This is a genomic window from Knoellia sp. LjRoot47 (assembly GCF_964253435.1).
In the GTDB taxonomy this organism is placed as follows: domain Bacteria; phylum Actinomycetota; class Actinomycetes; order Actinomycetales; family Dermatophilaceae; genus Knoellia.
The window spans coordinates 1,177,286-1,203,449 of record NZ_CAXUQS020000001.1; the positions used below are offsets into that span (position 1 = coordinate 1,177,286).

The window sequence follows — 26,164 nt, forward strand, 5'->3', positions numbered from 1 at the left end:
GCCCGACGAGGCGACGGTGAGGCGGTCCGACCTGCGCGGACCGGCTCGGTCGACCCCTGCGGCACCCCCGACCCCTGCGGCGCCGTCGACCCCGGCACCCGAACGCACCCGGTCCCGCAAGCGTTCCCCGGCTCCCGAGCCGGAGGAGGCCGAGGCGACCGTCTCGCGCTCCTCGCTCAAGGTCCGGCCCGCGCAGGACCAGCCGAGCCGTCGCCGGTCCTCCGGTGCGACGGCCACGGGTGGCTCACGGTGGCGCTCGCTCCTCGGGCTGCGCCAGCCCGAGGTCGACACGCAGGCCGTGCGCCGCAACGACCCGCCCGCCTCCACGGGCGGCCGCTCCACCCGGCTGCGCCCCGAGCTTCCGACGATCACCCTGCCCCGCGTGCAGATCCCGGCCGCGATCACGCAGGGCGGCGCCCGCCTGCTCGACCTCACCGGTGAGCGGATCAAGCCGCTCGCGGATCGTGCCGCACCCGTGTGGCGTCCCGTCGCCAGCACGCTGGCCTGGGTCTCCCCGCTCGGCTGGACCGTCTTCGTCCTCGGGCTCGTCTCCTGGTGGCTCGCGAGCCGCTACGGCTGGGCCGAGCTGTCGATGATCGCCGTCGCCTGCCTCGTGCTCTTCCTCGCGTGCGTCGCGCTCGCGATCGGGCACGCCAAGGTCGAGATCCGCACCGACGTCGACCCGACCCGCGTCACCGTCGGTGACCCGGCCACGGGTCGCATCGAGGTCCGCAACCTCTCCGGCCGTGGCATGCTCCCGCTGCTCGTCGAGCTGCCCGTCGGCAGGTCGGCCGCGCGGTTCACCCTGCCCTCCCTGGGGTCGGGCAAGTCGCACGAGGAGCTCTTCGTCGTGCCGACCGAGCGCCGCGGCGTCATCCAGGTCGGGCCGGCGACGACGATCCACGGCGACCCGCTCGGTCTCGTGCGGCGGACGATGGAGTGGACCGAGCAGACCGAGCTCTTCGTCCACCCGCTCACGACGAGCCTCGAGCCGCTCGGCGCCGGACTCCTGCGCGACCTCGAGGGCCAGGTGACGCCGGACCTCTCGATGTCCGACCTCGCCTTCCACGCCCTGCGCGAGTACCAGCCCGGTGACGACCGCCGCTACATCCACTGGCGCTCGAGCGCCAAGCACGACCGGCTCCTCGTCCGCCAGTTCCTCGACACCCGGCGTTCGCACCTCGCCGTCGTCGTCGACACGACGCCCGAGGTCTACACCGGCGAGGACGCCGCGGTGGAGCTCGCGATCTCGTGCGCCGCCTCGCTGGCCGTCCGCTCGATCATGGACGAGCAGGACACCACCGTCGTCTGCAACGACCAGCAGATCTCCCGTCAGACCGCGCCGCTCACCCTCGACACGTTCGCCCGGGCGTCGGTCGGGCCGGTCGACGTCTTCGGGTCCGCCGGCGACAGCGCCGCGCTCGCCCCCGACGCGAGCGTCGCCATCCTCGTCACCGGCTCGCACCGCCCCTTCATCCAGGTCCAGCGCGCACTCGCCCAGTTCGAGGTCGAGGTCATCAAGGTCGCTCTCGTCATCGACCCCGACGCCCAGGTCGGGGTCCGGCACGCCGGCGGCCTGACGATCCTCACCGTCCGCGAGCTCGCCGACCTGCGCCGCGTCCTCTTCTCCGGAGCCCTCGCATGAGCACCGCCACCCCCGAAGCCACGGCCAGCCGCCGGTCGCGGGCGAAGCAGCGCCCTGCGCGGACCCCCTCGTCCGGCCCGTCCCTCTTCGGTATGCCGTCCCGTGACGCCCTCGTCGACCTCGCCTTCGCGCTCGCGCTCGTCGCCATCGCGCTCGTCGGGTTCAGGACCGGGTTCATCGGCTTCGAGTGGATCGTGGCCGCGACGGTCGGCGTCGTCCTCGGGACCCTGGTCGCCCACGTCGCGGTGCTTCGGTCGTGGCCCCTGCTCGCGACGGTCGTCGTCCTCGCGGCGATCCACTTCGTCCTCGGCGGTCCGGTCGCGGTGCGCGGCGACCTCATCGCCGGGTTCATCCCCAGCCTGCAGACCCTCGTCGACCTCGCCGTCACCCCGGTCACCGGGTGGAAGGAGTGGCTCACCCTGCTCCCACCGGTCGACGCGCGTGGTCCGCTCGTGGCCCTGCCGTGGCTCACCGGGCTCCTCGGCGCCGCCGCGACATATGGCGTCGCTCGCCGCTTCCGCAGCGTGGGTGGGGCAGCGGTCGCACCGGTGGTCCTGCTCGTCGGCAGCATCGCCCTCGGCACCCAGCAGCCGGCGGCCAAGCTCGTCCAGGGCGTGCTCTTCGCCCTCGTCCTCATCCTCTGGCTCGTCGTGCGGGCGAGCCGCACCCGGGCGGCCCTGCAGAACGGCGCCGGCCGCCAGGCCCGCGCGATCACGGGCGTCGTGCTCCTCGTCGTCGCCGCCCTGGCCGGGACGTTCCTCGGCCAGTTCCTCCCCGGCGCCGACGCGAGCTCGGCCCGCACGGTCGTGCGCGACCAGCTGACGCCGCCCTACGACGTCGCCCAGTTCTCCAGCCCGCTCTCGGGCTTCCGCCGCTACACCGAGCCCAACTCGGCCAAGCTCTACGACGCCGAGGTCCTCAAGGTCACCGGCCTGCCCGAGGGCACCCCGGTGCGGTTCGCCACGCTCGACAACTACGACGGCCTCGTCTGGGGTGCCGCGGACCGTGCGATGGACGGCACGCCGTTCCAGCAGGTCGGCTCGCGCATCGCCCCCCGGATCACCGGCGAGCGCGCCACCGCGACGGTTACGGTGCCCGACGCCGGCTACGAGGGCGTCTGGCTGCCGGTCGCCGGGTCCGCCACCGGGGTGCGCTTCGACGGCGCCCGCCGCGACGACCTCGCCGATGCGCTGTGGCTCAACACCGCGACCGAGACCGCGGTCGTCCCCGCGGCACTGCGGGCCGGTGACACCTACTCGTTCGACACCGTGCTCGACAAGAACTGGTCGACGACGCTGCCCAAGGAGCTCCCGGTCCGCAGCGGCGGGCAGGTCGCCGAGGACACGAGCTTCCTCGACGCCAAGCTCGACGCCTGGAGCGGCCAGGCCGGGAGCTCGTGGGAGAAGTTCGTCGCGATCGCCAAGACGATGACCTCGGACGGCGCCTACACCGACGGCGGGACCGCCAACTCCTACGAGAAGGTCTACCTCCCCGGCCACGGGCTGAGCCGCCTCAGCCGCTTCGTCGGCTCCACCCAGCTCGCCGGCAACGACGAGCAGTACGCCTCGACGCTCGCCCTGGCCGGCAACCGCCTCGGCATCCCGACCCGGGTCGTCATGGGTGCGGTCCCCGAGCCCGACGGTGTCGTCAAGGGCAAGGACGTCCACGCCTGGGTCGAGGTCCAGGTCGACGACGGCACGTGGCACGCGCTGCTGCCCTCGACCTTCCTGCCCGACCGCAACAAGAAGCCCAACGAGCAGCAGCTCAAGTCCGAGGAGCAGAAGGTCGGCGCGCAGGTGCCGCCTCCCGCAGGTGTCAACCCGCCCTCCGTCCTCCAGGGGCCGGACCAGGCGCAGAACGCCACCGACATCAAGAAGAAGAAGCGCAACCCGCTCGACATCGGGGCGTGGCCGCTGTGGCTCAAGATCCTCGTCCTCGGCCTGCTGCTGCCCATCCTGCTCTTCTTCGCCTACCTCGCGCTCGTCCGCTGGCTCAAGGCCCGGCGCCGGCGCAAGCACGCCACGACCGGACCGACCGCCTCCCGTGCGGCCTGGGTCTGGCGCGACCTCGTGAGCGACGCCCGGAGCCTCGGGGTGGCCGTGCCCAAGCGCGCCACCCGGCTCGAGCAGGCGCGCGACTTCCCGGACTCGGTGTCGGCGGAGCCCATCGCCGTGGGCGCCAACGCCGCGGTCTTCGGTCCCGGTGACCCCGAGCCGGAGGTGGCGACCGTCCTCCTCGGCGAGGCCGACGGCGTCCGTCGCGACCTGCGCGGCGCCGTGTCGCGCTGGAGCCGGCTCCGCTCGGATCTCAGCCTGCGGCCCCTCCTCGAGCGTGACCGGCGTCCGGCCACGGCTCGCAAGCGCCCCAGCCTGCCGTCGTTGCGCCGTCTGCGCGGAGCCGAGGGGCCTGCGTGAACCCGTTCCGCCGCAAGCCCGCACCCATGCCCGGACGGCGCTCGCTCCGTCAGGGGCGCAACAAGGGCCGCATCGCGTCGACGACCGTCGTCGTCCTCGCCGCGTCGACGCTCGGCTATGCCGCCGTCACCTCGCAGGGCGCGACCGTCCACGAGGCCGACGTCGGCGACGGTGGCGTGTGGATCACCTCCGACGTGCAGGCCAAGTTCGGCCGCCTCAACAAGGCCGTCTCGCAGCTCGACGCCGGTGTCGCGTCCGACGCCGCGCCCGGCTCCGGCATCGACGTCCTCCAGGACGGCAGCGCCGTCGTCGCCTGGTCCAAGGGGACCTCGCAGCTCCAGCCCATCGACGTGCGCACCGCGCAGTTCCGCGAGGAGACCGCGGTCGCGCCGGCGTCCCCGAGCCGAGAGCCCGGCCGCATCTCGCCCACCTTGGTCGACCTTCGTGGCGGAACGCTCGCCTCCGTGGACCCCAAGTCCGGCAAGGTCTGGGCCCAGCGCGTGGACGCGCGCGAGGGCGTCGAGTCGCTCACCGGGCTGGGGGCGGCCGCCAAGCCGCTGGCGACCGTCGGTGGCGACGCCGTCCTCGCCGTCGGTGACGACGGCGCCATCCACGTCGCGTCGGGTGCCAAGGGCACCGTGACGACGATCAGCCCCGGCGGCAAGGCCTTCACCAAGCCGGTGACCGAGCAGAGCGGCGCCAAGGGCGACCAGCTCCAGGTCACGACCGTCGGCTCGGCGTGGGCGGTCTACGACCCACAGCGCGACCGGCTGCACAGCGCCGGCCGCACCGAGGGAGTGGCCGCCGGTTTCGCCGCGACCGAGGGCACCTCCGCGTATGCCGCGGTGCAGCTCCCCGGTCCCGCGGCCGACGCGGTCGCCATCGCGGGCGCCAACGCCCTGCGCATGGTGCGGCTCGACGGCAGCGCCCCGACCGGTGGCATCGAGATCGCCGAGCGGGTCGACCGCAGCGGCGCGGTGCCGCTGCCCGCCCACCCCGTGGTGCTGGGCGGGTGCGTCCACGGTGCCTGGTCAGAGGTCGGCAAGGTGTTCTATGGCGCCAACTGCGGACGTGAGGCGCCGGTGCCCACCGGCACCATCGACAACGTCAGCGAGACCCCGCTGCGCGACGGCGTCGCCTTCCGCGAGAACCGTGGCGTCATCGTCCTCAACGACCTCGACAACGGCTCGGCCTGGGACGTCCAGCGCGACAAGCAGAAGATCGACAACTGGGACGCGCTCATCCCGCCGCCGCAGCGCGACGAGGACAGCAAGAAGAAGGACAAGAACGTCGTCGACGACCAGGTCGCGCAGCAGCCGCCGCAGGCCAAGCCGGACAACCTCACCGTCCGCGCCGGCCGCACGAGCAAGCTCCACGTCCTCGACAACGACACCGACGCCGCCGGCTCGGTCCTCGCGATCGACCCCCGCGACGTCAGCGCCGTCTCCGACCCCGACGTGCGGGCCTCGGTCTCCGCCGACGGCCAGAGCATCGACGTCACCGTGCCCGCAGGCACCGACGCGCCGTTCCAGTTCACCTACCTCGTCGGCAACGGCAAGGTGAAGGCGAAGTCGCGCGCGACGGTCAAGGTGTCGATCGCCCCCAACGACGTCAACAACGCCCCGTTCCTGCGCGAGGGCCAGGCCAAGCTGGCCAAGACGGCATACCCGGTCCTCGCCGGCAAGCGTCTCGCCGTCCCGGTCATCGCCGACTGGCGCGACCCCGAGTCCGACCCGGTCCTCGCGACGGTCGAGGGGGAGCGGCTCAGCATCGACGGGCAGGGCCGGCTGGCCTACCTCGCCGCCCCGGAGGCAGGCAAGGCGAGCATCGAGTACGTCGCCGACGACGGACGCGGCGGTCGCACCAAGGGTGCGGTCCCGGTCGAGGTCATCGCGCTCACCGAGACCCGCGCGCGCCCACCCGTGACCCAGCCCGACGTCATCCGCGGCGTCGTCGGCAAGTCGCTCCAGATCGAGCCGCTCGGCAACGACATCGCCGGTGCCGACCCGAGCGACCCCGACGACAAGATGCATCTCGCGGGCGAGGTCCGCGCCACCGGCGCCCTCACCGTCGACACCAACCTCGACACCGGTGTCGTCACGGTCACCCCGTCCGGTCCCGGCACCTTCGAGCTGTCGTATGCCGCCCAGGTCGGTGGCGGTGTCGCTCCCGGTCGCATCCGGGTCGACGTCATCGAGGCGGCCGACCCCGACGCCCCGCCGGTGGCGGTGGGGGACACCGCGACCCTGCGCGATCAGTCGCCGACCCTCGTCGACCCGCTCGCCAACGACTACAGCCCGCGCGCCGACGTGCTCGTGACCCAGGGCGCGAGCCCGGCGACGAGCGACGACTCGTGGCTCCAGGCCTCGATCTACCAAGGGCGCTGGATCCGGATCGTCGCCCTCGAACCGGCCGGCGCCGCCGCCGAGGCGACGCGTCGCGGCACGATCCGCTACACCGTGAGCGACGGCTCGAAGCGCGCCACCGGCGAGGTCACCGTGACGCAGAAGCCGGCCCTCGACCTCGACCCCGTCGTCGAGGACGACACGGCCGTCGTCCGCGAGGGTGACGCCGTGGCCGTGTCCGTCCTCGACAACGACACGATGGCCGACGGCATCCCGCTGCGCATCGACCCCACGACGGTCAAGGTCCTCGGCAAGGGCGTGCAGCAGACCGCCTTCGCCTCGGGCAACGTCGTGCGCTTCGTGCCGTGGGCGACCGGGCTCAAGGCCGAGCAGCTCGTCACGGTCGAGTACGCCGCCTACCCCGAAGGGATGCCGGAGCGAGCCCAGACCGGTCGCATCGCGATCCGGGTCACCCCGCTGCCGAGCACGGCCCGGCCCAACCAGGTCCCGGTCGCGCGCAGCTTCTCGTCGTCGGTCACCGCGGGTGACCCGTTGACGATCACCGTCCCCACGACCGGGGTCGACCCCGACGGCGACACGGTGGGCGTCACCGGAGTCGTCGGCACCAACGGCGGACCGGTCGACCTCACCCACGGCCGCGTGGTCTCCACCGGACCGTCGACGATCCGCTACGAGTCGTTCCCGACGGCGTCCGGCACCGAGGTCATCAACTATGAGGTCGTCGACCGGTTCGGCGGCGTGAGCCGCGCCTTCGTCCGCATCGGCGTCGTCGCCCCGGGCGACCCCCAGCCCCCGGTCGCCATCGACGACACCGTCACCGCGGCACCGGGCAAGACCGTCACCGTGCCGATCACGGCCAACGACCTCATCGCCAGGGGCGACTCGGTCGAGATCCAGCACGAAGGGCTCAACCCCTCGTCGGAGAAGTCGCAGTGGAAGGTCGACCTCGACGAGGAGACCGTCTCGACCAAGGTCCCCGAGGAGGGGGCACCGGTCCACGACTTCATTTACGGCATCAGCAACGGGCTCTTCGACCCCTCGCGGGCGAGCCTGCTCGTGCGCGGGCAGAAGGACTTCATCAACCCGCCCGTCGCCAACGACGACGTCGCCAAGCCCAAGGGCGGCGAGGCCGCGACGACGGTCGACGTCCTCGTCAACGACACCGACATCGACTCGGACCCGGCGACGCTCAAGGTCGTCGAGGTGCTCTCACCCCACGGCCGCATCGCCGGCAACAAGGTGACCGTCGACGTCCTCGGCTACCCGCACACCGTCCCCTACGTCATCGAGGACGAGGACGGCGCGCGAGCCATGGCCGTCGTCCACGTCCCGCGCGGGGCCGGTGGCACGCCGTTCGTCGTCGAGGGTGCCCTCATCGAGATGGGCAAGGACTCGAGCAAGACCGTCGCGCTCGCCGACTACGTGAAGTCCCCGCAGGGCAACACCCTGGGCATCACGTCGGCGAGCACGATCTCGACCGCACCGAGCAGCAACCTCGCCATGACGGCGGACTCCGACGGCAACCTCACCCTGACGTCGTCCGGAGGCTACGTCGGGCCGGCGTCGGTGATGTTCGAGGTCACCGACCAGATGAGCGACGACCAGAAGGAGGTGCACACGGCATACGTCTCGGTCCCGGTCCAGGTCGGTCCCCGGACGCCGCTGTTGCGGTGCCCCTCGTCCGCCGTCACGGTCCTCGCAGGCGGCCTGCCGCGCGCCCTCGACCTCCCGACGCTCTGCCGTGCGTGGCTGCCGGTCGGCATGACGATGGACGAGGTGGCGTTCACCTCCGACTGGGAGCAGGAGCCCTCCGACGTCCGGCTCGAGCGCAGCGGCGAGGGCGAGCGCATCGTCACGCTCAGCGCCGGCTCCGGGGCGCGGTCGGGCAAGGGAGTTTTGCGCATCGGCACGCGTGGCTCGGACGTGAGCGCCAAGGTCAACGTCACCGTGGTCGGCGACCCCAGCCAGCAGCAGGCCGGTCTCACCGACCCGCTCGCCAACATGCCGCCGCCTCGGCTGCGTCCGATCAGCATCAACGGCCTCCAGGAGGGCGAGAGCCAGCAGGTCGACATCCGCTCCTACCTCGACTCGCCGCTCCAGGACGCCAAGTGCAACGTCGACGCCGCGTCGGTGACGAGCGGCACGAGCCTCTCGGTCACCAGCAACGGCTGCTCGATCACCGTCGCGGCAGGGCCGCGCCCGAGCTCGACGGGTCGCATCTCGATCACTGTCTCGGACGCCCCCGGACGCACGGCCACCGGTGCCGTGAGCGTGACGATGCTCGGTCGTCCGGACCCACCGACCGCGGTCTCGGCCCAGGCCGACCGTGACGCCGGCGGCCGCGCCCGGGTGAGCTGGTCCGCCCCGTCCTACGACGGCGGTGCGCCGATCCGGACCTACACCGCGAAGTGGACCGGCGGGTCCACCGGCACCCAGGACTGCTCCGCCTCGCCGTGCACCATCGAGGGACTCACCAACGGCAAGGACTACTTCTTCACCGTCACCGCGACCAACACCGTGGGCGAGAGCGACCCGGGTGGCCCGAGCAACGCCGCGCGACCCGACACCAAGCCCGGACCGGTGACCGCCGTGTCGATGGCCAGCCGTGGCGACGGGGTCCTCAACCTCACGTGGTCGCCGCCGGAGAACAAGGGCTCGCCCGTCTCCAAGTACCTCGTGCGGCTCGTGCCCACGAGCGGCGGTGCGACCCGCACGGCCGAGGTGCCCGCACCCGGCTCGGCGACCGCCACGGTGACGACGACCGTGAGCGGGCTCGACAACATGAGCGAGTACGCCGTCGCCGCACAGGCCTACAACGAGGCCGGACCCGGCCCGTTCGGCGCCGACACGACGATGCAGTCGGCCGGCACGCCGCCCGCGCCCACCGGGTTCACGATCAACGCCGACGGTCCCGGGGCCAACAAGGACCTCGCGGCCATCACCCTCACCTGGGACACGACGAGCCCCAACGGCCCGCCGCTCAAGAACTACACGGTCAAGCGCCGGGTCGGCGGTGGCGCGTGGGCGCAGCTCAAGACGGTGCCGGCCGGCACGACGCGCACGACCGACCAGGTGGTCTACGACGGCCGTCGTTACGAGTACGTCGTCACCGCCACCAACGGCGCCGACCTCACGTCCCCCGACAGCGCCGTCCGCTCGTTCGACTCGATCGGTATGCCGTCCACGCCGACGGTCGATGCGGCCACCCCCAGCTCGGACAAGCGGGTGCGGCTCACCGTCGGTCTGGGCAACCCCCGGGCCTCGGGCTTCACCTCGGTGTCGTGGTTCTCCTCCGACGGCGAGAGCGGGACCTACACCTGTGGGAGCTGCCCCTCCGGCGGCAGCGTCACGTTCAACACTCGGGCCCTGAGCACCAGCACCAAGAGGTTCACGGTCCGCACGAGCAACGGCACCCAGGAGTCGCAGACGTCGGGCAACAGCAACCAGGTCCAGCCCTACGGCCCGACCCCCCGACCGAACCCCAACGGTGGGTCGACGTCGGGCCAGTCGGTGACCTGGAACTGGACGCTGCCCACCGACGGACGTCCCATCACCCGGGTCCGGGTGACCGGCGACGCGTCTCACGACGGTGGGCCGATCACGTCCATCTCCGCCCGCGGCAACTTCTCGCAGAACCTCACGATCCGCATCCAGGCCTTCTCCGAGGCCGGCGGCTCGCCGATCCTCGACATGACGCGTCGCACCGACGACCCGCCGCAGCCCCAGGTGACGAACCTTCGCTATGGCGCGAACTACGTCGATCCCGGTGGGACGGGGTCGTGCCGCTACTCCCCGGGTTGCCCGCGGGTGAGGTTCGACTACTCCAACTTCCAGACGGGCAGGGGCTCCTACACCTGCGAGGACGGAGGGCCCTCCCTCGGTCCGTACTCGTTCACGAGCACCGGCAACGGGACGGTCGAGGGATGGTGCATCTACGCCAAGAACAGCAACAAGCGGATCCGCATCGTCGTGACCGTCAACGGCCAGACCAAGTCCTCGGACCCGACGAACTGGTAGCCATGACTCGATTCGCGGGGGAGTGCTCCCCATCCTCATCCGGCGCCGCGCGTGGGAGGCTTCGGACGTTCGCACGGGGACACTCACCCCTGCGGCGAAGTGAGGTCAGGTCATGAAGCGCACGACACGTCGAATCGCCGGGGCGCCGCGGGGACGCCGCGGCGTCGCCTCGGTGGGTGTCGTCGCGATCGCTGCCTCGGTGCTCGCGTATGCCGCCGTGACCAGTCGCGGGTCGACCGTCCACGAGGCCGACATCGGCGATGGCGGGGTCTGGGTCTCCTCCTCGGCGCAGGCCAAGTTCGGACGTCTCAACACCCAGGCCCGCCAGCTCGACGCCGGCGTCTCGACCGCGCTCGCGGACGGCTCCAAGGTCGACATCCTCCAGGACGGCGCCGCGGTCGTCGGTGTCGCCACCGGCAACACCCTCCTGCCCATCGACGTGCGGACCGCGACGTCCGGCGACTCGGGCGCGGCCGCCCCGGCGCCGCTGTCGGGGCGCCCCGGACAGTTCGTCCCCGCGACCGTCGACCTGCGCGGTGGCACCATCGCGACGGTCGACCCCAAGAGCGGCAAGGTCTGGGCGCAGCGCGTCGACCCCAAGAAGGGCATCGAGTCCCTCCAGGACATCACGACGACGGCCAAGCCGCTCGCGACCATCGGCGGCAACGCCTCGATCGCGGTCGACCTCAGCGGCACCGTCATCGCAGCCTCGGGTGCGACCGGCCGGGTCGTCACCATCGCCCCGCGCGGTGACACGCTCGCCAAGCCCGTGACGGTGACGACGAGCCTGCGGGCACCCCTGCTCGACGTCACAGCGGTCGGCGACACGTGGGTGCTCTACGACGCGAGCAAGGACGAGCTGCACGTCGAGGGACGCGAGGAGCCGATCAGTGCCGGCGCGACGCTCGGGGGCGGGACGGCATACGCCGCCCTCCAGCAACCCGGCCCGGAGGCGGACTCGGTCGTGCTCGCCAACTCGGTGGCCGCCAAGCCGATCCGGCTCGACGGCGGCGAGGGCGTCGGCGGCGTCGAGGTCCGCGACCAGGTCAACCGCGCGGTCGAGCCGCCGCTCGTCACCCGCCCGGTCGTCCTGCGGGGCTGCCTGCACGCCGCCTGGGCCGAGACCGGCAACGTCTTCTACGGCGCCAACTGCGGTCGCACCGACGCCGTCGGTGCCGGCACCCTCGGTGGGGTCGGCAAGGCCGTCGTCCGCGACGGCGTGGCGTTCCGGGTCAACCGTGGCAACGTCGTCCTCAACCAGCTCGACACCGGCGACGTCTGGGACCTCGACTCGACCAAGCAGAAGATCGACAACTGGGACGCGCTCATCCCGCCCACCAAGAAGGACGACGACAACGACAAGAAGGACCAGAACGTCGTCGACGACAACCAGGTGAGCCAGCCGCCCAAGGCGATGCCCGACAACCTGCGGGTGCGCCCGGGTCGCACGAGCAAGATCCACCCCCTCGACAACGACACCGACGCCAAGGGCTCGATCCTCGCGATCGACCCCAAGGACCTCACGACCCCGAGCGCCCCCGACGTCACCGCAACGGTGTCGAGCGACGGGCAGACCGTCGACGTCAACGTCCCGCTCAACCCGTCGTCGTCGACGATCACGTTCTCCTACAAGGTGAGCAACGGCAAGGCCAAGGAGCGTGCCTCCGCCAAGATCGTCCTCACCGTCGTCGGCGACGAGGTCAACACGCCACCCAAGCTGCGCGAGGGCCAGGCCGACCTCGCCAAGACCGTCTACCCCGTCGTCTCGGGCGGGCGGGTCGCCGCCTCGGTGCTCGGTGACTGGCGCGACGGCGAGAACGACCCGCTCACGGTCGACGCCGCCGACCCGACCACCGTCATCGACGGCCAGAACCGCATCGGCATCACCGCGCCGATCAAGGCCGGTCCCGCCTCGGTCCCCTACGCCATCAACGACGGGCGCCAGAGCACCAAGGGCGAGGTCAACCTCACCGTCCTCGACCTCTCGCAGCCCAATGCCGTCGCCCCCAAGACGCAGCCCGACGTCGTCCGCGCCGTCCTCGGCAAGCCGGTCCAGCTCGAGCCGCTGGGCAACGACATCCCCGGCGCCGACCCGGGTGACCCGGACGCGCGACTCCGTCTCGCCGGCGAGGTCGCGCCCTCCGGACCGCTCGACGTCGACACCAACCTCACGACCGGCGTGGTCACCGTGACCCCCAACGGCCTCGGGACGACCGAGCTCGCGTATGCCGCGCAGTCCGGTGGAACCGTCTCTCCCGGTCGCATCCGGATCGACGTCGTCCAGCCGGCCGACCCCGAGGCCCCGCCGGTGGCAGTGCCCGACGGCGCGACGCTGCGCGACCAGGCGCCGACGATGGTCGACGTCCTCGCCAACGACTACAGCCCGCGCGCCGACGTCGTCGTCACGCAGAGCGCCAAGGTCGACGCCGACAACGGCTGGCTGCGGCCGACGATCTACCAGGGTCGCTGGGTGCGCATCGAGGCGCTCGAGCCGTCACCGATCAGCGGCGAGGGCAGCCGCCAGGGCACGGTCGAGTACACCATCAGCGACGGCACCAAGCGCACCACCGGACGGATCAACGTCGTCCAGCGTCCGCCCGTCGCCGGGGCCTCACCCACCGTCGAGGACGACCGCGCCACGGTCCGCGAGGCCGACGCCGTCTCGGTCGGGGTCCTCGACAACGACACGATGGCCGACGGCATCCCCCTCGTCCTCGACCCCGGCAGCGTCCGGGTCCTCGGTGGCAGTGAGCAGCGGGCCTTCGCCTCCGGCAACCTCATCCGCTACGTCCCCGAGTTCACCGGGCTCCGCGCGCCGAAGGACGTCGTCATCGAGTACGCCGCCTACGCCGAAGGTGCTCCCGACCGGGCCAAGACAGGGCGCCTCACCGTCACCGTCAACCCGTTGCCGACGAGGGCGACCCCCAACCAGGCGCCCATCGCGCGCAGCTTCTCGGGCTCGGTGACCTCCGGCGAGTCGGTGACGCTCACCATCCCGTCGACCGGCGTCGACCCCGACGGCGACACCGTGACCATGCGGGGTGTCGTCGGCAAGGACGCCGACGCGCTCGACCTCACGTTCGGTCGCGTCGTCTCGATCGGCCCGTCGACGATCCGCTACGAGGGATATCCCAACGCCGCCGGGACCGAGCTCATCCGCTACGAGGTGCAGGACCGCTTCGGCGCGACGAGCCAGGCGTTCGTCCGCGTCGGTGTCGTCACCCCGGGTGACCCGCAGCCGCCGGTCGCCGTCGAGGACGAGGTCGTCGCCGCACCCGGCAAGCGGGTCACCGCCCACGTCCTGCGCAACGACCTCATCGCCCGTGGCGACGCCGTCCGGATGGACTACAAGGACCTCAACCCGCGCGACGTCCTCGGCAGGTGGAAGGTCGACGAGGACGAGAACACCATCTCGACCGTCGTGCCCGAGCCGGACGCCCCGACGCACCAGTTCGTCTATGGCATCGACAACGGGATCTTCGACCCCTCGCGCACCACCGTCCTCGTCCGCGGGGTCAAGGGCCACATCAACCCGCCGATCGCCCAGGACGACGTCGCCAAGGCAACGCCCGGTGAGACGACCTCGCTCGTCGACGTCCTCGCCAACGACACCGACATCGACTCCGACCCCGCCACCCTCAAGATCGTCGAGGTGCTGTCGCCGCAGGGCGCCATCGAGAACGGCAAGGTCCGGGTCACCCTGCTCGACCACCCGCAGACCGTGCCCTACGTCATCGAGGACGAGGACGGTGCACGGGCGCTCGCGCTCATCTACGTCCCCGCCGGCGACAACGGCGTGCCGTTCGTCGTCGAGGGCACCCTCATCGAGATCGGCAAGGACTCGACCAAGACGGTCACGCTCTCCGAGCACGTGAAGTCGCCCCGCGGCAAGGCCGTGAGCATCACCGCCGCCGCCACCGTGTCGGCCTCGCCGGCCGGCTCGCTCGAGGCACGCGCCGACGGCAAGGACGCGGTCGAGCTCACCTCCCGCGGCGGCTACATCGGCCCGGGCGCACTCATGCTCGAGGTGAGCGACCAGGAGAACGCCGACGACAAGGACGTGCGGACGGCATACGTGTCGATTCCCGTCCAGGTCGGACCCAAGGTGCCGCTCCTGCGCTGCCCCGGTGCGCCGCTCGTGCTCGCCGCCGGTGGTCGCGCGCGCGAGGTCGACATCCCGACCTACTGCCGGGCCTGGCTGCCGATCGGGATGAACCTCGACGAGGTGAAGTTCGAGGCGAAGTGGGACCCGCCGGCCAAGGGGGCCGACCTCGAGCAGGCCGAGAGCGGAGGTCGCCTCGTCACGCTGCGTGCCGGTGAGCGCGCGCCCAGCGGTACCGGCTCGGTCACCGTCACCTCGGCCGGTATGCCGCCCGTGAAGTTCCCGGTGCGCGTCCTCGGTCGCGACGGGGAGGGCAACGCGGCCGGCGCCGGTGCCGACGGGGCCGGAGCCAACGGTGCCGATCCGGCAGCCGCACTCGGCCCGCCGCGGATGCGCCCCATCTCGGTGGACGGGCTCAACGAGGGTGAGTCCGAGTCGGTCGACGTGAGCCGCTACCTCGACTCACCGCTCGAGAAGCCGTCGTGCTCGATCCAGGCAGCCGCGCTCGAGAGCGGCACCGGCATCGAGGTCTCGCGCAGCGGGTGCACCCTGACCCTGCGCGCGACCAAGCAGCCCAGCCCGACCGCGACCATCTCGCTGCTCGTCTCCGACGGACCCAACCGCACCGCGGCCGGACGCGTCACGGTGACGATGCGGGGCAAGCCGGTGGCACCGACCGACGTCAGCGCCATCGCCGACCGCATCGCCGGCGGACAGGCCCGCGTCTCGTGGATCGCGCCGAGCTACGACGGCGGTGTGACGATCTCGCACTACACGGTCCGTGGTGGGGCGAGCCCGGTGCGCTGCACCGCGTCCCCGTGCACGATCACCGGTCTGACCAACGGCAAGGACTACACCTTCACCGTGGTGGCGACGAACGCCATCGGCGACAGCCCGCCGAGCAACTCGAGCAACGTCGTCCGTCCCGACACCAAGCCCGAGGCGACGTCGGGCGTGCGCATGATCTCGTTCGGCGACGGCACGCTCAACGTCGGCTGGAACCCCGCGCCCAACAAGGGCTCGGACATCACCAAGTACGTCGTCCGCCTCGTCCCGACGGGCGGCGGGGCCAGCACGCGCTCCGTCCAGGCTGCCGGCAACGCCACGAGCTCGCCGGTGTCGGGGCTCGACAACAACTCGCCCTACTCCGTGTCGGTCCAGGCCTGGAACGGCGCGGGCGCGGGCCCGTTCGGCCCGGCCGTCGAGATGCAGTCGGCCGGCACGCCGCCGGCGGTGACAGGCGTCAACGGTGCCACCCGAGGTCCCGGCGCGGGCTACGACTCGGAGTCGATCACCGTCTCCTGGAACCAGCAGACCAACCCCAACGGTCCGCCGCTCAAGCACTACACCGTCTACCGCAACGTCGACGGCGGTGGCTGGACCCAGATCGCCCGGGTCGGCGCCCAGACGCGCACCGTCGCCGACACGATCCCCTACGACGGCCGGCGCTACGGCTACACCGTCACCGCGACCAACGGCGCGGACCTCGAGTCGCCCAAGGGCAACCCGTGGACCTACACCTCGGTCGGCGTCCCGTCCGACCCGACCGTGACCGCCGAGACGCCGCGTCCCGACAAGTCCGTCGTCATCCACGTCCGGGTGGGCCAGCCGCGTGCCGGCGCCTTCCAGGAGATCCAGTGGCGCGGCGGCGGCAGGAGCGGCACGCACGCCTGTGGCTGCTCGGCGGGCTCGACCGTGACGTTCACCGTGGGCAACATGGGCATCGAGGCGCTCACCATCAAGGTCCGCACGGTCAACACGGGCGGTCGCAGCTCGAGCGAGGCGACGAGCAACCAGGTCCAGCCCTATGGCGACACCCTCACCCCCAACAACGTCAGCGCGTCCGCGAGCGGCCAGAACATCACCTGGCGCTGGAACCTGCGCACCAACGGCCGGGCGATCGACGACGTGCAGATCAGCATCGACGGCGGCGGCTGGCGGGCGCCCGACAACCGCGAGAGCCACACCCAGAAGTTCGGCTGGTCCGAGAACCACGGGTTGCGCGTGCGTGCCCACAGCGCGGCCGGCTGGAGCGACCCGACCGCCGGGGTCCGGGCGACGACCGAGGACCAGCCCCGCAGGATCTCGAGCATCAGCAAGAAGCCGGGGTGCAGTGGGCCCGGTGGCCAGCCGTGCGTCCGGTTCTCGGTGAGCGGCTTCACCCCCGGCACCTACGACATCGTCTTCAACCACACGTCCGAACCGGGCAGCTTCGACACCTCCACCCCGCTTCGGGTGGGAGCCGACGGAACGGGCACCTGGGCCGGCGAGTTCTGGTGCCGGCAGTACGGGACGACCCTCAACATCAGGTTCAAGGGGCCCGGAGCCGACTTCACCCTCGGCGCGACCTGGTAGGCGGGCGCCATCGACGGATGGCCCCCGCCCCCACCGTGGTCACTCGATGATCGCGAGGATGTCGCCCTCCTGGACGACGTCGCCGACCTCGACCTTGACCTCGCTCACGGTGCCGGCCTCCTCGGTGAGGACCGGGATCTCCATCTTCATCGACTCGAGGAGCGCGATCTCGGCGCCCACCTCGACGGTGTCGCCCGCCTGGACGGCGATGGACAGGACATTGGCGACGAGGTCGGAGACGACGTGGTGCGGCATACCGCAGACCGTATCCACTACGCACCGGTAACCCCGCCTGACCGGGGGTCCGCGCAGCGGTTTCGCAGGACCCGCACCGACTCCGCAGCGCTTTCGCAGTGCGGGCCCGCAGGGTCCTGCGTGTCGGGCGGCGCGGGTCGCGGCACCGACGACCACATCGGAGCCCACCGGACAGGAGCACGACATGAGGACCACCAGCGCACGGACCGGACGGATCGCCATCGGCTTGGCCATCACCCTCGCAGCACTCGGCGGAGGCGCGGCCGCGGCGTCGCCGACCGCCGGCGACGCAGCCCCGGCCGGGGTGAGCGCGTCCGAGTCCCTCGTGGCGGCGCGCCCCGCGTTCAAGGCGCCGTTCCAGTGCGGCACCCGGTGGCGGGGCAGCGCCTGGGTGACGTCCGGCGGCGTCAACCACAACCCGCCGAAGTCGGTGGACTGGAACTGGGGCAGCGGCAACGACGACAAGGGCAAGCTCGTGCGGGCCTCGGCCGGCGGCACGGTCGAGTTCGCCGGTGACGGCTCCGGCGGCTACGGGAAGATGGTGCTCATCCGCCACGGCTCCTCGGGGTGGAAGACCCGCTACGCGCACCTGCTCGTCGGGTCACTCGAGGTCTCGCGCGGCGACGTCATCAACCAGGGCAAGGTCATCGGCAAGGTCGGGCAGTCCGGCGGGCAGTCGAGCTCGCACCTGCACTACGAGCAGATCGAGGGCGGCGCGGTCCGCAACGCGGTGGTCCAGGGCGTGACCTTCGACCCCGGCGACGTGCACTACATCACGAGCACCAACGCCTGCTGACCGACGCGGTCCCGCGCGAGGCGGGCGGACGGCATACCGGAGGACGAGGCTTCCGGTATGCCGTCCGCCCCCGTCCACGGGGCCGGCGGCAGTTCGTGTGCAGGGCGCTTCCGCGTTACCGTGGAAGGTCGATCCACCCCGACGGCACCGCGACCGCAACCCAGGTGCGCGCCGTCCGGACCCGATGTCGCGCCGTCCGCGGCGCTGCCCCCTGCACGAAGGACCTCTCCATGCACTGCCGATCCTGCGGAGCCGACCTGCCGGCCGACGCCGCCTTCTGCTCGCAGTGCGGCGCCCGCGTCGAGCTCGGCTCGGTGCTGGGTGTCGGCACCGACCTGCCGGCGATGCCGCGGCGCGACCAGCCGATCGCCGAGCCCGAGCCCGAGCACCGGTCAGGGCACCAGCCCGAACCGGCCGAGGACCTGAGCCAGACCCGCGAGCTCCCCCGCGTCGACCCCACGGCCGCCCCGCCGGCGGACGCCGCTCACGAGGGGACCCAGCCGATGGTCCCGGTCCCCGCCCGCGCCCCGTCGCCGGGCCGCCACGAGGCTCCCGCTGCACCGGTCACCGCGCCCGTCGCCCACCACGAGCCCGTCGCGCACGAGCCCGTCGCCCCGTACGGACACCGGGCGCCCGACAACCACGACGGCCTCGGCGACCACGACGACCGCCCCGGCCACTCGCGCAACAGCGTCCTCGCGATGATTGCGACCTTCGCCGTCCTCACGATCATCGGCACCTTCGCCCTGACCCGGCTCGTGGGCTCCGACGACCCGCAGCCGACGACGGCGAGCTCGTCGAGCGCCTCCGGAGCCGAGGAGACGGGCGACGCCTCCGCGGCCCCGAGCCCGTCGGCGTCCGGGAGTGACGCCAAGGGAGCATCGCCGTCGGCCTCCGCGTCCTCGTCGGTCCCCGCGGGCGCACGACGCTGCTCGACGAGCGGCAACGACTCGGTCGCGACGGCATACGCCGGTAGTGAGCGCACGTCCTGCGAGTTCGCGGCCGCCGTCCGCGAGGCCTACCGCAAGGCGGGGACCCCCGAGGGTGCGACGAGCCTGCGGGCCTATAGCCCGGTGACGAAGAAGTGGTACTCGCTGTCCTGCGACGGCGGCGAGCCGGTGCGCTGCACCTCGACGACGAACGCGATCGTCCTGCTCGCCCCCTGAGGCCCCGCCCCCTTCCCGCCCGAGATGGGCAACGGGCACTTCGCAGGGGAACCATCCCCCGGCGAAGTGCCCGTTGCTCCTGCCCGGTCGGCGTCAGCCGTCAGCGCAGTGAGGCTCAGCGCTCCTCGGTGCCGGCGATGAACGCCTCGAGCTTCTCGCGACCCAGGTCGTCGGGACGCTGCTCCGGCGGGGACTTCATGAGGTAGCTCGACGCGGACAGCAGGGCGCCACCGACGCCGCGGTCCTTGGCGATCTTCGCCGCACGGATGGCGTCGATGATGATGCCGGCCGAGTTGGGGGAGTCCCAGACCTCGAGCTTGTACTCCAGGTTGAGCGGGACGTCACCGAAGGCGCGGCCCTCGAGGCGGACGTAGGCCCACTTGCGGTCGTCGAGCCACGCGACGTAGTCGGACGGGCCGATGTGGACGTTCTTGCTGTCGGTGACGCCGGCGAGGGCGCCGGTGAGGTTGGACGTCACGGCCTGCGTCTTGGAGACCTTCTTGGACTCGAGGCGCTCGCGCTCGAGCATGTTCTTGAAGTCCATGTTGCCGCCGACGTTGAGCTGGTAGGTGCGGTCCAGCGTGACGCCGCGGTCCTCGAACAGCTTGGCCATGACGCGGTGGGTGATCGTCGCGCCGACCTGGCTCTTGATGTCGTCGCCGATGATCGGGACGCCGGCGTCCTCGAACTTCTTGGCCCACTCGGGGTCCGAGGCGATGAAGACGGGCAGGGCGTTGACGAAGGCGACGCCCGCGTCGATGGCGCACTGCGCGTAGAACTTGTCGGCCTGCTCCGAGCCCACGGGGAGGTAGGACACGAGGACGTCGACCTCGGCCGCCTTGAGCGCGGCGACGACGTCGACCGGCTCGGCGGGGGACTCGTCGATCGTCATGGCGTAGTACTTGCCGATGCCGTCGAGCGTGTGGCCGCGCTGGACCTCGACGCCCGTGGTGGGGACGTCGGCGATCTTGATGGTGTTGTTCTCGGAGGCGTTGATGGCCTCGGAGAGGTCCTTGCCGACCTTCTTGTCGTCGACGTCGAACGCCGCGACGAACTCGACGTCCTTGACGTGGTACAGGCCGAACTGGACGTGCATGAGGCCGGGCACCGACGCGGTGGCGTCAGCGTCCTTGTAGTACTCGACTCCCTGCACGAGCGAGCTCGCGCAGTTGCCGACGCCGACGATGGCGACGCGAATCGAACCCATGGTGGTGTTCTCCTTCAGTGTGGTGCCGTTCAACCCGGCGTATGCCGGCTGGCTCGGGATGTGCTGTGCGGACAGGTGGTCTGTGGTCGGGGCCGGTGGTGCGGGGCTCGTGGTGCGGGCCCGGTCGGTCAGGGCTGGGGGCCCGGGTCGGTGGGGTGGCGGCGCTCGGCGTCGATGAGCTCGGTGAGCCACCGGACCTCGCGCTCGGTGCTCTCCTCGCCGTGGCGCTGGAGGGCCTGGGTCCAGGTGTCGAGGCGTCGGCGCTCGCGGGCGGCGTTGGTGCGCACCGTCTGGAGCTGCTCCTCGACGCGGGAGCGCCGCCCTTCGAGGATCCGCAGGCGGACGTCGGCCTCGGTGCGGGCGAAGAACGCGAGCCGGACGCCGAAGCCGTCGTCCTCGTAGGCCGCCGTGTCGATCCGGCGGGCGGCCTCCTCGAAGGCCTCTTTGCCGGCGGCGGTGATCTCGTAAACGATGCGGTTGCGTCCGGTGGTGACCCCCGTGCCACCCGTCGCGCCGCCGGTCGACTGGGCGATGAGGCCACGGTCGAGCAAGCCGGACAGCGCCGGGTAGAGCGTGCCGTAGGACAGGGCCCGGAACGCGCCGAGCGCCTCGTTGAGCCGGCGGCGCAGCTCGTAGCCGTGGGTCGGTCCCTCGTGGAGGAGCCCGAGGAGGGCGAAGTCGAGCAGCTCGGACCGCTTGCTCATGCCGCACCTCCTCCACTGTTCCGGCCATCCCATGGGTGACAAACTTCGAGCTTGTCAGTGGGACTGTACCCCGATGATGTATCGGCGCGATACATCGATCCTGTGACGTGCACGACGGGGCGCAGGCCCGCGCGTGCGTGAGCGGCCCGTTCCCTGAACGCGGCACTCAGGTTCGGGGAGTCATACTGGAGACGGCGCGGTCTGCCCTCACGGGGGATCGCGCCGACGCCCGCACCGCTGTCTTCCCCCGAAAGTTGTTATGAGCACCGCACCCCGTTCGCGCGCCGAGGCTCGCCGCCGCAGCGACGCCAAGGCACGCCGACCCCAGGGCGGCCGCAAGCGGTCGTGGCCCCGCCGGATCCTCTACACGCTCATCGGTCTCTTCGTCGCCGGCGTCGTCGGCGTCGGCATCGCCTACGCGATGACGGACGTCCCCGAGCCCAACGAGGTCGCGACGGCCCAGACGTCGGTCATCTACTTCTCCGACGGCAAGTCGGAGATCGGCCGGGTGTCGGACTACAACCGCGAGTCGGTGCCGCTCAAGCAGGTGCCGCTGCACGTCCAGCGCGCGCTGCTCGCCGCGGAGGACCGCAACTTCTACGACAACAACGGCATCTCCCCGACGGGCATCGCCCGCGCCGTCTGGGTGGCGGTCAAGGGTGGGGCGGCGACCCAGGGCGGCTCGACGATCACCCAGCAGTACGTCAAGAACTACTTCCTCAGCCAGGACCGAACGCTGTCGCGCAAGGCGCGCGAGATCCTCATCTCGGTCAAGATCGACGGGCAGCAGTCCAAGGACGAGATTCTCGAGAACTACCTCAACACGATCTACTACGGCCGCGGCGCCTACGGCATCCAGACGGCGTCGAAGGCCTACTTCGGCAAGGACGTCTCCAAGATCACCCCGGCCGAGGGCGCCTTCCTCGCCTCCGCGATCCGTGGCCCGTCGTTCTACGACCCGCGCCTCGGCCCGTCGCAGACCAAGAACGCCCAGACCCGCTCTGCGTACATCCTCGACGCGATGGTCAAGGAGGGCTGGCTCACCCCGCAGCAGCGCGCCGCGGCGACGTTCCCCAAGACGTTCAAGCCCTACCGCCCGCCGACGGTGTCCGGCCCCAACGGCTACCTCGTCCAGCTCGTCAAGGACGAGCTCGTGAGCAAGGTCAAGCTCGACGAGAAGGACATCTCGAGCGACGGCCTGCGCATCGTCACGACGATCGACAAGGCCAAGCAGCGGGCCGCGCTCGACGCGGTCGCGGGTCGCATCCCCGAGGGAGCCAAGAACCTCCACGTCGGCCTGGCATCGATCAAGCCCGGGGACGGTGCCATCCAGGCGCTCTACGGCGGCGAGGACTACGCGAAGAACCAGTTCAACACCGCCACCGACGCCACGATGCAGGCCGGCTCGGTGTTCAAGATCTTCACCCTCATCGCCGCACTCCAGAGCGGCGACCTGAACATCCGCCAGTCCTTCGACGGTGACAGCCCCCAGTACTTCGACGAGTTCGAGAACCCGGCGGGCGCCACGGACTTCAACCGCCGCGGCGGGGTCCGCAACTTCAACAACCGGGACTACGGACGGATCACCGTCCCCTCCGCCACCGCGGACTCGGTCAACACCGTCTACGCCCAGCTCAACATCCTCGCCACCCCGGCGAAGACCGCGGCCGCGGCCAAGCAGGCGGGCATCACGACCAAGCTCAGCCCCAACTACGCCAACGTCCTCGGCAGCGACAGCGTCAAGGTCATCGACATGGCCAACGCGTACGCCACCCTGGCAGCCAAGGGCGTCCGGGCCACCCCGTACATCGTCAAGTCGGTGAAGTCGACGGACGAGACCTTCGACTACGCCGCGAAGCCGAAGACGTCGCGCGCCTTCCCCGAGGACCTCGTCTCCGACGTCGTCTACTCGATGGAGCAGGTCATCAAGCGCGGCAGCGGCGACTACGCCGGTGAGCGCCTCGACCGCGAGGCCGCGGGCAAGACCGGTACGTCGAGTGACAACTACTCCGCGTGGTTCGACGGCTTCACGCCGCAGCTCGCCACCGCAGTCGGCATGTACCAGGGCGACGGGTCCGTCAAGAAGGAGAACCAGATGGACAACGTGCCCGGCTGGGGCGCGATCACGGGTGGCACGATCCCCGTGCGGATCTGGACCGACTACATGAAGGTCGCCACCGAGGGCATGGACAAGCTCGAGTTCCCGGAGCCGGCATACATCAACAAGAACGCTGCCCCGAAGAAGACCGAGCAGCCCACCCGGACGAGCGAGCCCGACCCGACGACGCAGGCGCCCCAGCCGACGCCGACGACCACGACCCCGTCGACGACACCGCCTCCGCCCCCGGAGCCGAGCAACACCCCGGAGCCGAGCAAGACCAAGACGCAGGGCCCCAAACCGACGGTCACGCTGCCCTTCCCCGACCCGACGCCCACCCAGGGCCAGCCGGGAAGCGGCTGAGCGTGATCCCGCCCGCCCCACACCGGGCGGGTCCAGGTGGACCCACCGCCGCGTTCGCACCGGTGGCGCTGCTCGCAGCGCTGCCGGTGCTCGCGTCGTTGTGGAAGCAGGCGCCGTGCCTCGACGCGGGGTGGGGAGGGCAGGAGCCGTTCTGGCGGTTCTGCTACTCCGACCTCGCCGTGTCGACGCAGACGACGGACGCCGGTCGCGGCCTCGGTGCATGGCTGTCGGGCGACGTCCCGCTCGACCACCCGCCGCTCACCGCGGGGCTGGTCTCCTTCGTCGCCGGGCTCGGCCCCGACGGTGACGTCCTCGCGACCCAGCGCTGGGTCGTGGCGGTGTGGGCCGTCCTCGCCGTCGGGTTCCTCGCGCTCATGGCGTGGTGGGTGCGGGACGCTGCTGATGGAGGCGACCTCGACCCGCGGCACGTGGTGCTCGCGCCGGTCGCCGCCCTCACCGTGCTGCTGTCTCCCGACCTCCTCGGTGTGGCCCTCGCCACCGGGGGCCTGTGGGCCTGGTCGCGTCGCCACCCTGCGCTCGCGGGCGCGATGCTCGGTGCCGGGCTTCTCGCCCGCACCTATCCGGGTCTGCTGCTGCTCGTCCTCGCCGCCCACGCGTGGCGGACGGGAAGGGAGCGCGAGCTCGGCCGGGTCGCAACGGGGGCCGCAGGTGTCATCGGCGTCGTCGCCCTGCCCCTCCTGCTGCTCGAACCCGGCCTGCTCACCCGGTCGTGGTCCCTGTGGAACGACAGCCTCGCCGGCCTCGGCTCGGTCTGGTACCTCCCCACGCTCGCCGGCAGCCCGTGGTCGGCGGGTGTGCTGACGGTCGTGTCCGTGGTCGGCATCCTCACCGCTGTCGTCCTCGCCGGCGTGCTCGTCCTCGGGGCCCCGACGGCTCCCCGTGTCGGCGCCGCGGCGCTCGTCCTCGTGGCGGTCGTGCTCGTGAGCGGCAAGGCGTTCCCGGTCCAGGCGTCGCTCTGGCTCGTGCCGCTCGTAGCCCTGGCGGGTCTGCGCTGGCGCGACCACCTCGTCTGGGCGCTCGCCGAGGGGGTGCACTTCGTCGCCGTGTGGCTCTACCTCGGCGGACTCTCCGACGCGAACCGGTCGCTGCCCGCAGGCTGGTACGCGCTCGCGCTGATCGCCCGGGTCGCCGCCGTCGTCTGGCTCGCGGTCCGCGCGTGGCAGACCTCCACCCGGCCGCCCGGTCGCGCAATTTAGCCGTATGCCGTGCAGCCGGTACCCTTGCGTGGTTGCCTCAATGCCCTGTGGACAACTCCACGGCGGTGTCGGCAGCGATGCATACCCTCCTGTCACGGAGAGACCGTGACCGTTCAGACCGAAGGAGGCGGGTTAACGCATGCGTCAGTACGAACTCATGGTCATCCTCGACCCGGAGCTCGACGACCGCACGGTCCAGCCGTCGCTCGACAAGTTCCTCACCGTGATCACCAAGGACGGTGGCACCGTCGACAACGTCGACATCTGGGGCCGTCGTCGCCTGGCCTACGAGATCAAGAAGAAGGCCGAGGGCATCTACGCCGTCGTCAACTTCACCTCGGAGCCGGCCACCGCCAAGGAGCTGGACCGTCAGCTCGGCCTCAACGAGTCGATCATGCGGACCAAGCTCCTGCGCCCCGGCGCCTGACCTTCGTCCTCACGACTTCCTCCCAGCGAACCCGCTGGAACCAGCACGACCCAGCACCACGGCACACACCCATCCGTCGCATCTGCACCAGACCAAAGGGGATCTGATCCATGGCAGGCGAGACCGTCATCACGATCGTCGGGAACCTCACCGGTGACCCCGAGCTCCGCTTCACTCCGTCCGGCGCTGCCGTCGCGAACTTCACCGTGGCCTCCACGCCGCGCACGTTCGACCGTCAGAGCAACGAGTGGAAGGACGGCGAGACGCTGTTCATGCGGTGCTCGGTCTGGCGTGACGCGGCGGAGAACGTCGCGGAGTCCCTCCAGCGGGGCACCCGCGTCATCGTCACCGGCCGTCTGAAGTCTCGTTCGTACGAGACCAAGGAGGGCGAGAAGCGCACCGTCATCGAGATGGACGTCGACGAGGTCGGCCCCTCGATGAAGTACGCGACTGCCAAGGTCAACAAGACCTCGCGCGGTGGCGGCGGTGGCGGCTTCGGCGGCGACCAGGGCGGCTCGGGTCAGTCCGACCCGTGGGCGACCGGCGGTTCCGCACCCCAGGGTGGCGGCGGCCAGGGTGGCCAGCAGGGCGGCTGGAACCAGCAGGGCGGCGGCGCTCCGGCGGCACCGCAGCAGGGTTCGCAGGGACAGCAGGGTGGCCAGGGAGGCTGGGGCAACGCCCCCGCCTACGACGAGCCCCCCTTCTGACAGACACACACACCACAGATCCACACCATCCCTGGGAGACCAGGGCTCATCCGCTGAGCTGCTCAGCAGAAGGAGAGCACCACGATGGCCAAGCCAGTTGTGCGCAAGCCCAAGAAGAAGGCCAACCCGCTCAAGGCGGCGAAGGTCGAGAACATCGACTACAAGGACACGGCGCTGCTGCGCAAGTTCATCTCCGACCGCGGCAAGATCCGCGCTCGTCGGGTGACCGGCGTGTCCGTCCAGGAGCAGCGTCTGATCGCCAACGCGGTCAAGAACGCCCGTGAGATGGCGCTCCTTCCCTACTCCAGCTCGTCCCGCTGACGCG

The 26,164-nt window shown here is 71.4% G+C and carries 14 protein-coding genes; 11 read left to right on the forward strand and 3 right to left on the reverse strand.

The window, feature by feature from the left end; genetic code table 11:
- The first annotated feature begins 16 nt into the window (after nucleotides 1–16).
- The 4 genes from ACSQ11_RS05835 (at nucleotide 17) to ACSQ11_RS05850 (ending at nucleotide 16,899) form a co-directional block, all read left to right on the forward strand.
- On the forward strand, nucleotides 17–1,645 hold the full coding sequence (locus ACSQ11_RS05835; RefSeq protein ID WP_436003947.1) for a DUF58 domain-containing protein: 1,629 nt from the start codon (nucleotides 17–19) through the stop codon (nucleotides 1,643–1,645).
- On the forward strand, nucleotides 1,642–4,059 hold the full coding sequence (locus ACSQ11_RS05840) for a transglutaminaseTgpA domain-containing protein (RefSeq protein WP_436003948.1): 2,418 nt from the start codon (nucleotides 1,642–1,644) through the stop codon (nucleotides 4,057–4,059). Before ACSQ11_RS05835 ends, ACSQ11_RS05840 begins: the two co-directional genes overlap by 4 nt.
- Nucleotides 4,056–10,442: an Ig-like domain-containing protein gene (locus ACSQ11_RS05845; RefSeq protein WP_436003949.1), complete on the forward strand. Its 6,387-nt coding sequence runs from the start codon at nucleotides 4,056–4,058 to the stop codon at nucleotides 10,440–10,442. The genes ACSQ11_RS05840 and ACSQ11_RS05845 overlap by 4 nt, the downstream gene beginning before the upstream one ends.
- Nucleotides 10,443–10,554: 112 nt before the next feature.
- The gene (locus ACSQ11_RS05850; protein ID WP_436003950.1) at nucleotides 10,555–16,899 is read left to right on the forward strand and encodes an Ig-like domain-containing protein; all 6,345 of its coding nucleotides are present in this window, start codon (nucleotides 10,555–10,557) and stop codon (nucleotides 16,897–16,899) included.
- A 39-nt stretch (nucleotides 16,900–16,938) separates the two neighbouring features.
- On the opposite strand, the gene ACSQ11_RS05855 is transcribed toward ACSQ11_RS05850, so the two are convergent.
- The gene (locus tag ACSQ11_RS05855; RefSeq protein WP_436003951.1) at nucleotides 16,939–17,154 is read right to left on the reverse strand and encodes a biotin/lipoyl-binding carrier protein; all 216 of its coding nucleotides are present in this window, start codon (nucleotides 17,152–17,154) and stop codon (nucleotides 16,939–16,941) included.
- Nucleotides 17,155–17,338: 184 nt separating this feature from the next.
- Between ACSQ11_RS05855 and ACSQ11_RS05860 the strand changes: the two genes are divergently transcribed.
- The gene (locus tag ACSQ11_RS05860) at nucleotides 17,339–17,950 is read left to right on the forward strand and encodes a M23 family metallopeptidase (RefSeq protein WP_436003952.1); all 612 of its coding nucleotides are present in this window, start codon (nucleotides 17,339–17,341) and stop codon (nucleotides 17,948–17,950) included.
- A gap of 230 nt (nucleotides 17,951–18,180) precedes the next feature.
- The gene (locus ACSQ11_RS05865) at nucleotides 18,181–19,116 is read left to right on the forward strand and encodes a zinc-ribbon domain-containing protein (protein ID WP_436003953.1); all 936 of its coding nucleotides are present in this window, start codon (nucleotides 18,181–18,183) and stop codon (nucleotides 19,114–19,116) included.
- A gap of 115 nt (nucleotides 19,117–19,231) precedes the next feature.
- On the opposite strand, the gene ACSQ11_RS05870 is transcribed toward ACSQ11_RS05865, so the two are convergent.
- Complete coding sequence (locus tag ACSQ11_RS05870; RefSeq protein ID WP_436003954.1) at nucleotides 19,232–20,323, reverse strand: inositol-3-phosphate synthase; 1,092 nt, start codon at nucleotides 20,321–20,323, stop codon at nucleotides 19,232–19,234.
- A gap of 128 nt (nucleotides 20,324–20,451) precedes the next feature.
- Complete coding sequence (locus tag ACSQ11_RS05875) at nucleotides 20,452–21,027, reverse strand: PadR family transcriptional regulator (RefSeq protein WP_436003955.1); 576 nt, start codon at nucleotides 21,025–21,027, stop codon at nucleotides 20,452–20,454.
- Nucleotides 21,028–21,286: 259 nt separating this feature from the next.
- Here ACSQ11_RS05875 and ACSQ11_RS05880 point away from each other — a divergent pair, with 259 nt between their 5' ends.
- From ACSQ11_RS05880 to rpsR, 5 genes are all read left to right on the forward strand, one after another.
- Complete coding sequence (locus ACSQ11_RS05880; protein ID WP_436003956.1) at nucleotides 21,287–23,488, forward strand: transglycosylase domain-containing protein; 2,202 nt, start codon at nucleotides 21,287–21,289, stop codon at nucleotides 23,486–23,488.
- A 2-nt stretch (nucleotides 23,489–23,490) separates the two neighbouring features.
- Complete coding sequence (locus ACSQ11_RS05885; RefSeq protein ID WP_436003957.1) at nucleotides 23,491–24,705, forward strand: glycosyltransferase 87 family protein; 1,215 nt, start codon at nucleotides 23,491–23,493, stop codon at nucleotides 24,703–24,705.
- A gap of 139 nt (nucleotides 24,706–24,844) precedes the next feature.
- Nucleotides 24,845–25,132 (forward strand): 30S ribosomal protein S6, encoded by a 288-nt coding sequence (gene rpsF / locus ACSQ11_RS05890; RefSeq protein WP_147063234.1) that lies wholly within the window; start codon nucleotides 24,845–24,847, stop codon nucleotides 25,130–25,132.
- Nucleotides 25,133–25,242: 110 nt separating this feature from the next.
- Nucleotides 25,243–25,839 carry a single-stranded DNA-binding protein gene (locus ACSQ11_RS05895; RefSeq protein ID WP_436003958.1) on the forward strand — a complete coding sequence of 199 codons (597 nt, stop codon included), beginning with the start codon at nucleotides 25,243–25,245 and terminating at the stop codon, nucleotides 25,837–25,839.
- Nucleotides 25,840–25,923: 84 nt separating this feature from the next.
- Nucleotides 25,924–26,160, forward strand: a complete 237-nt coding sequence (rpsR, locus tag ACSQ11_RS05900; protein WP_035904052.1) for a 30S ribosomal protein S18 — start codon at nucleotides 25,924–25,926, stop codon at nucleotides 26,158–26,160.
- The last annotated feature ends 4 nt before the right edge of the window (nucleotides 26,161–26,164 follow it).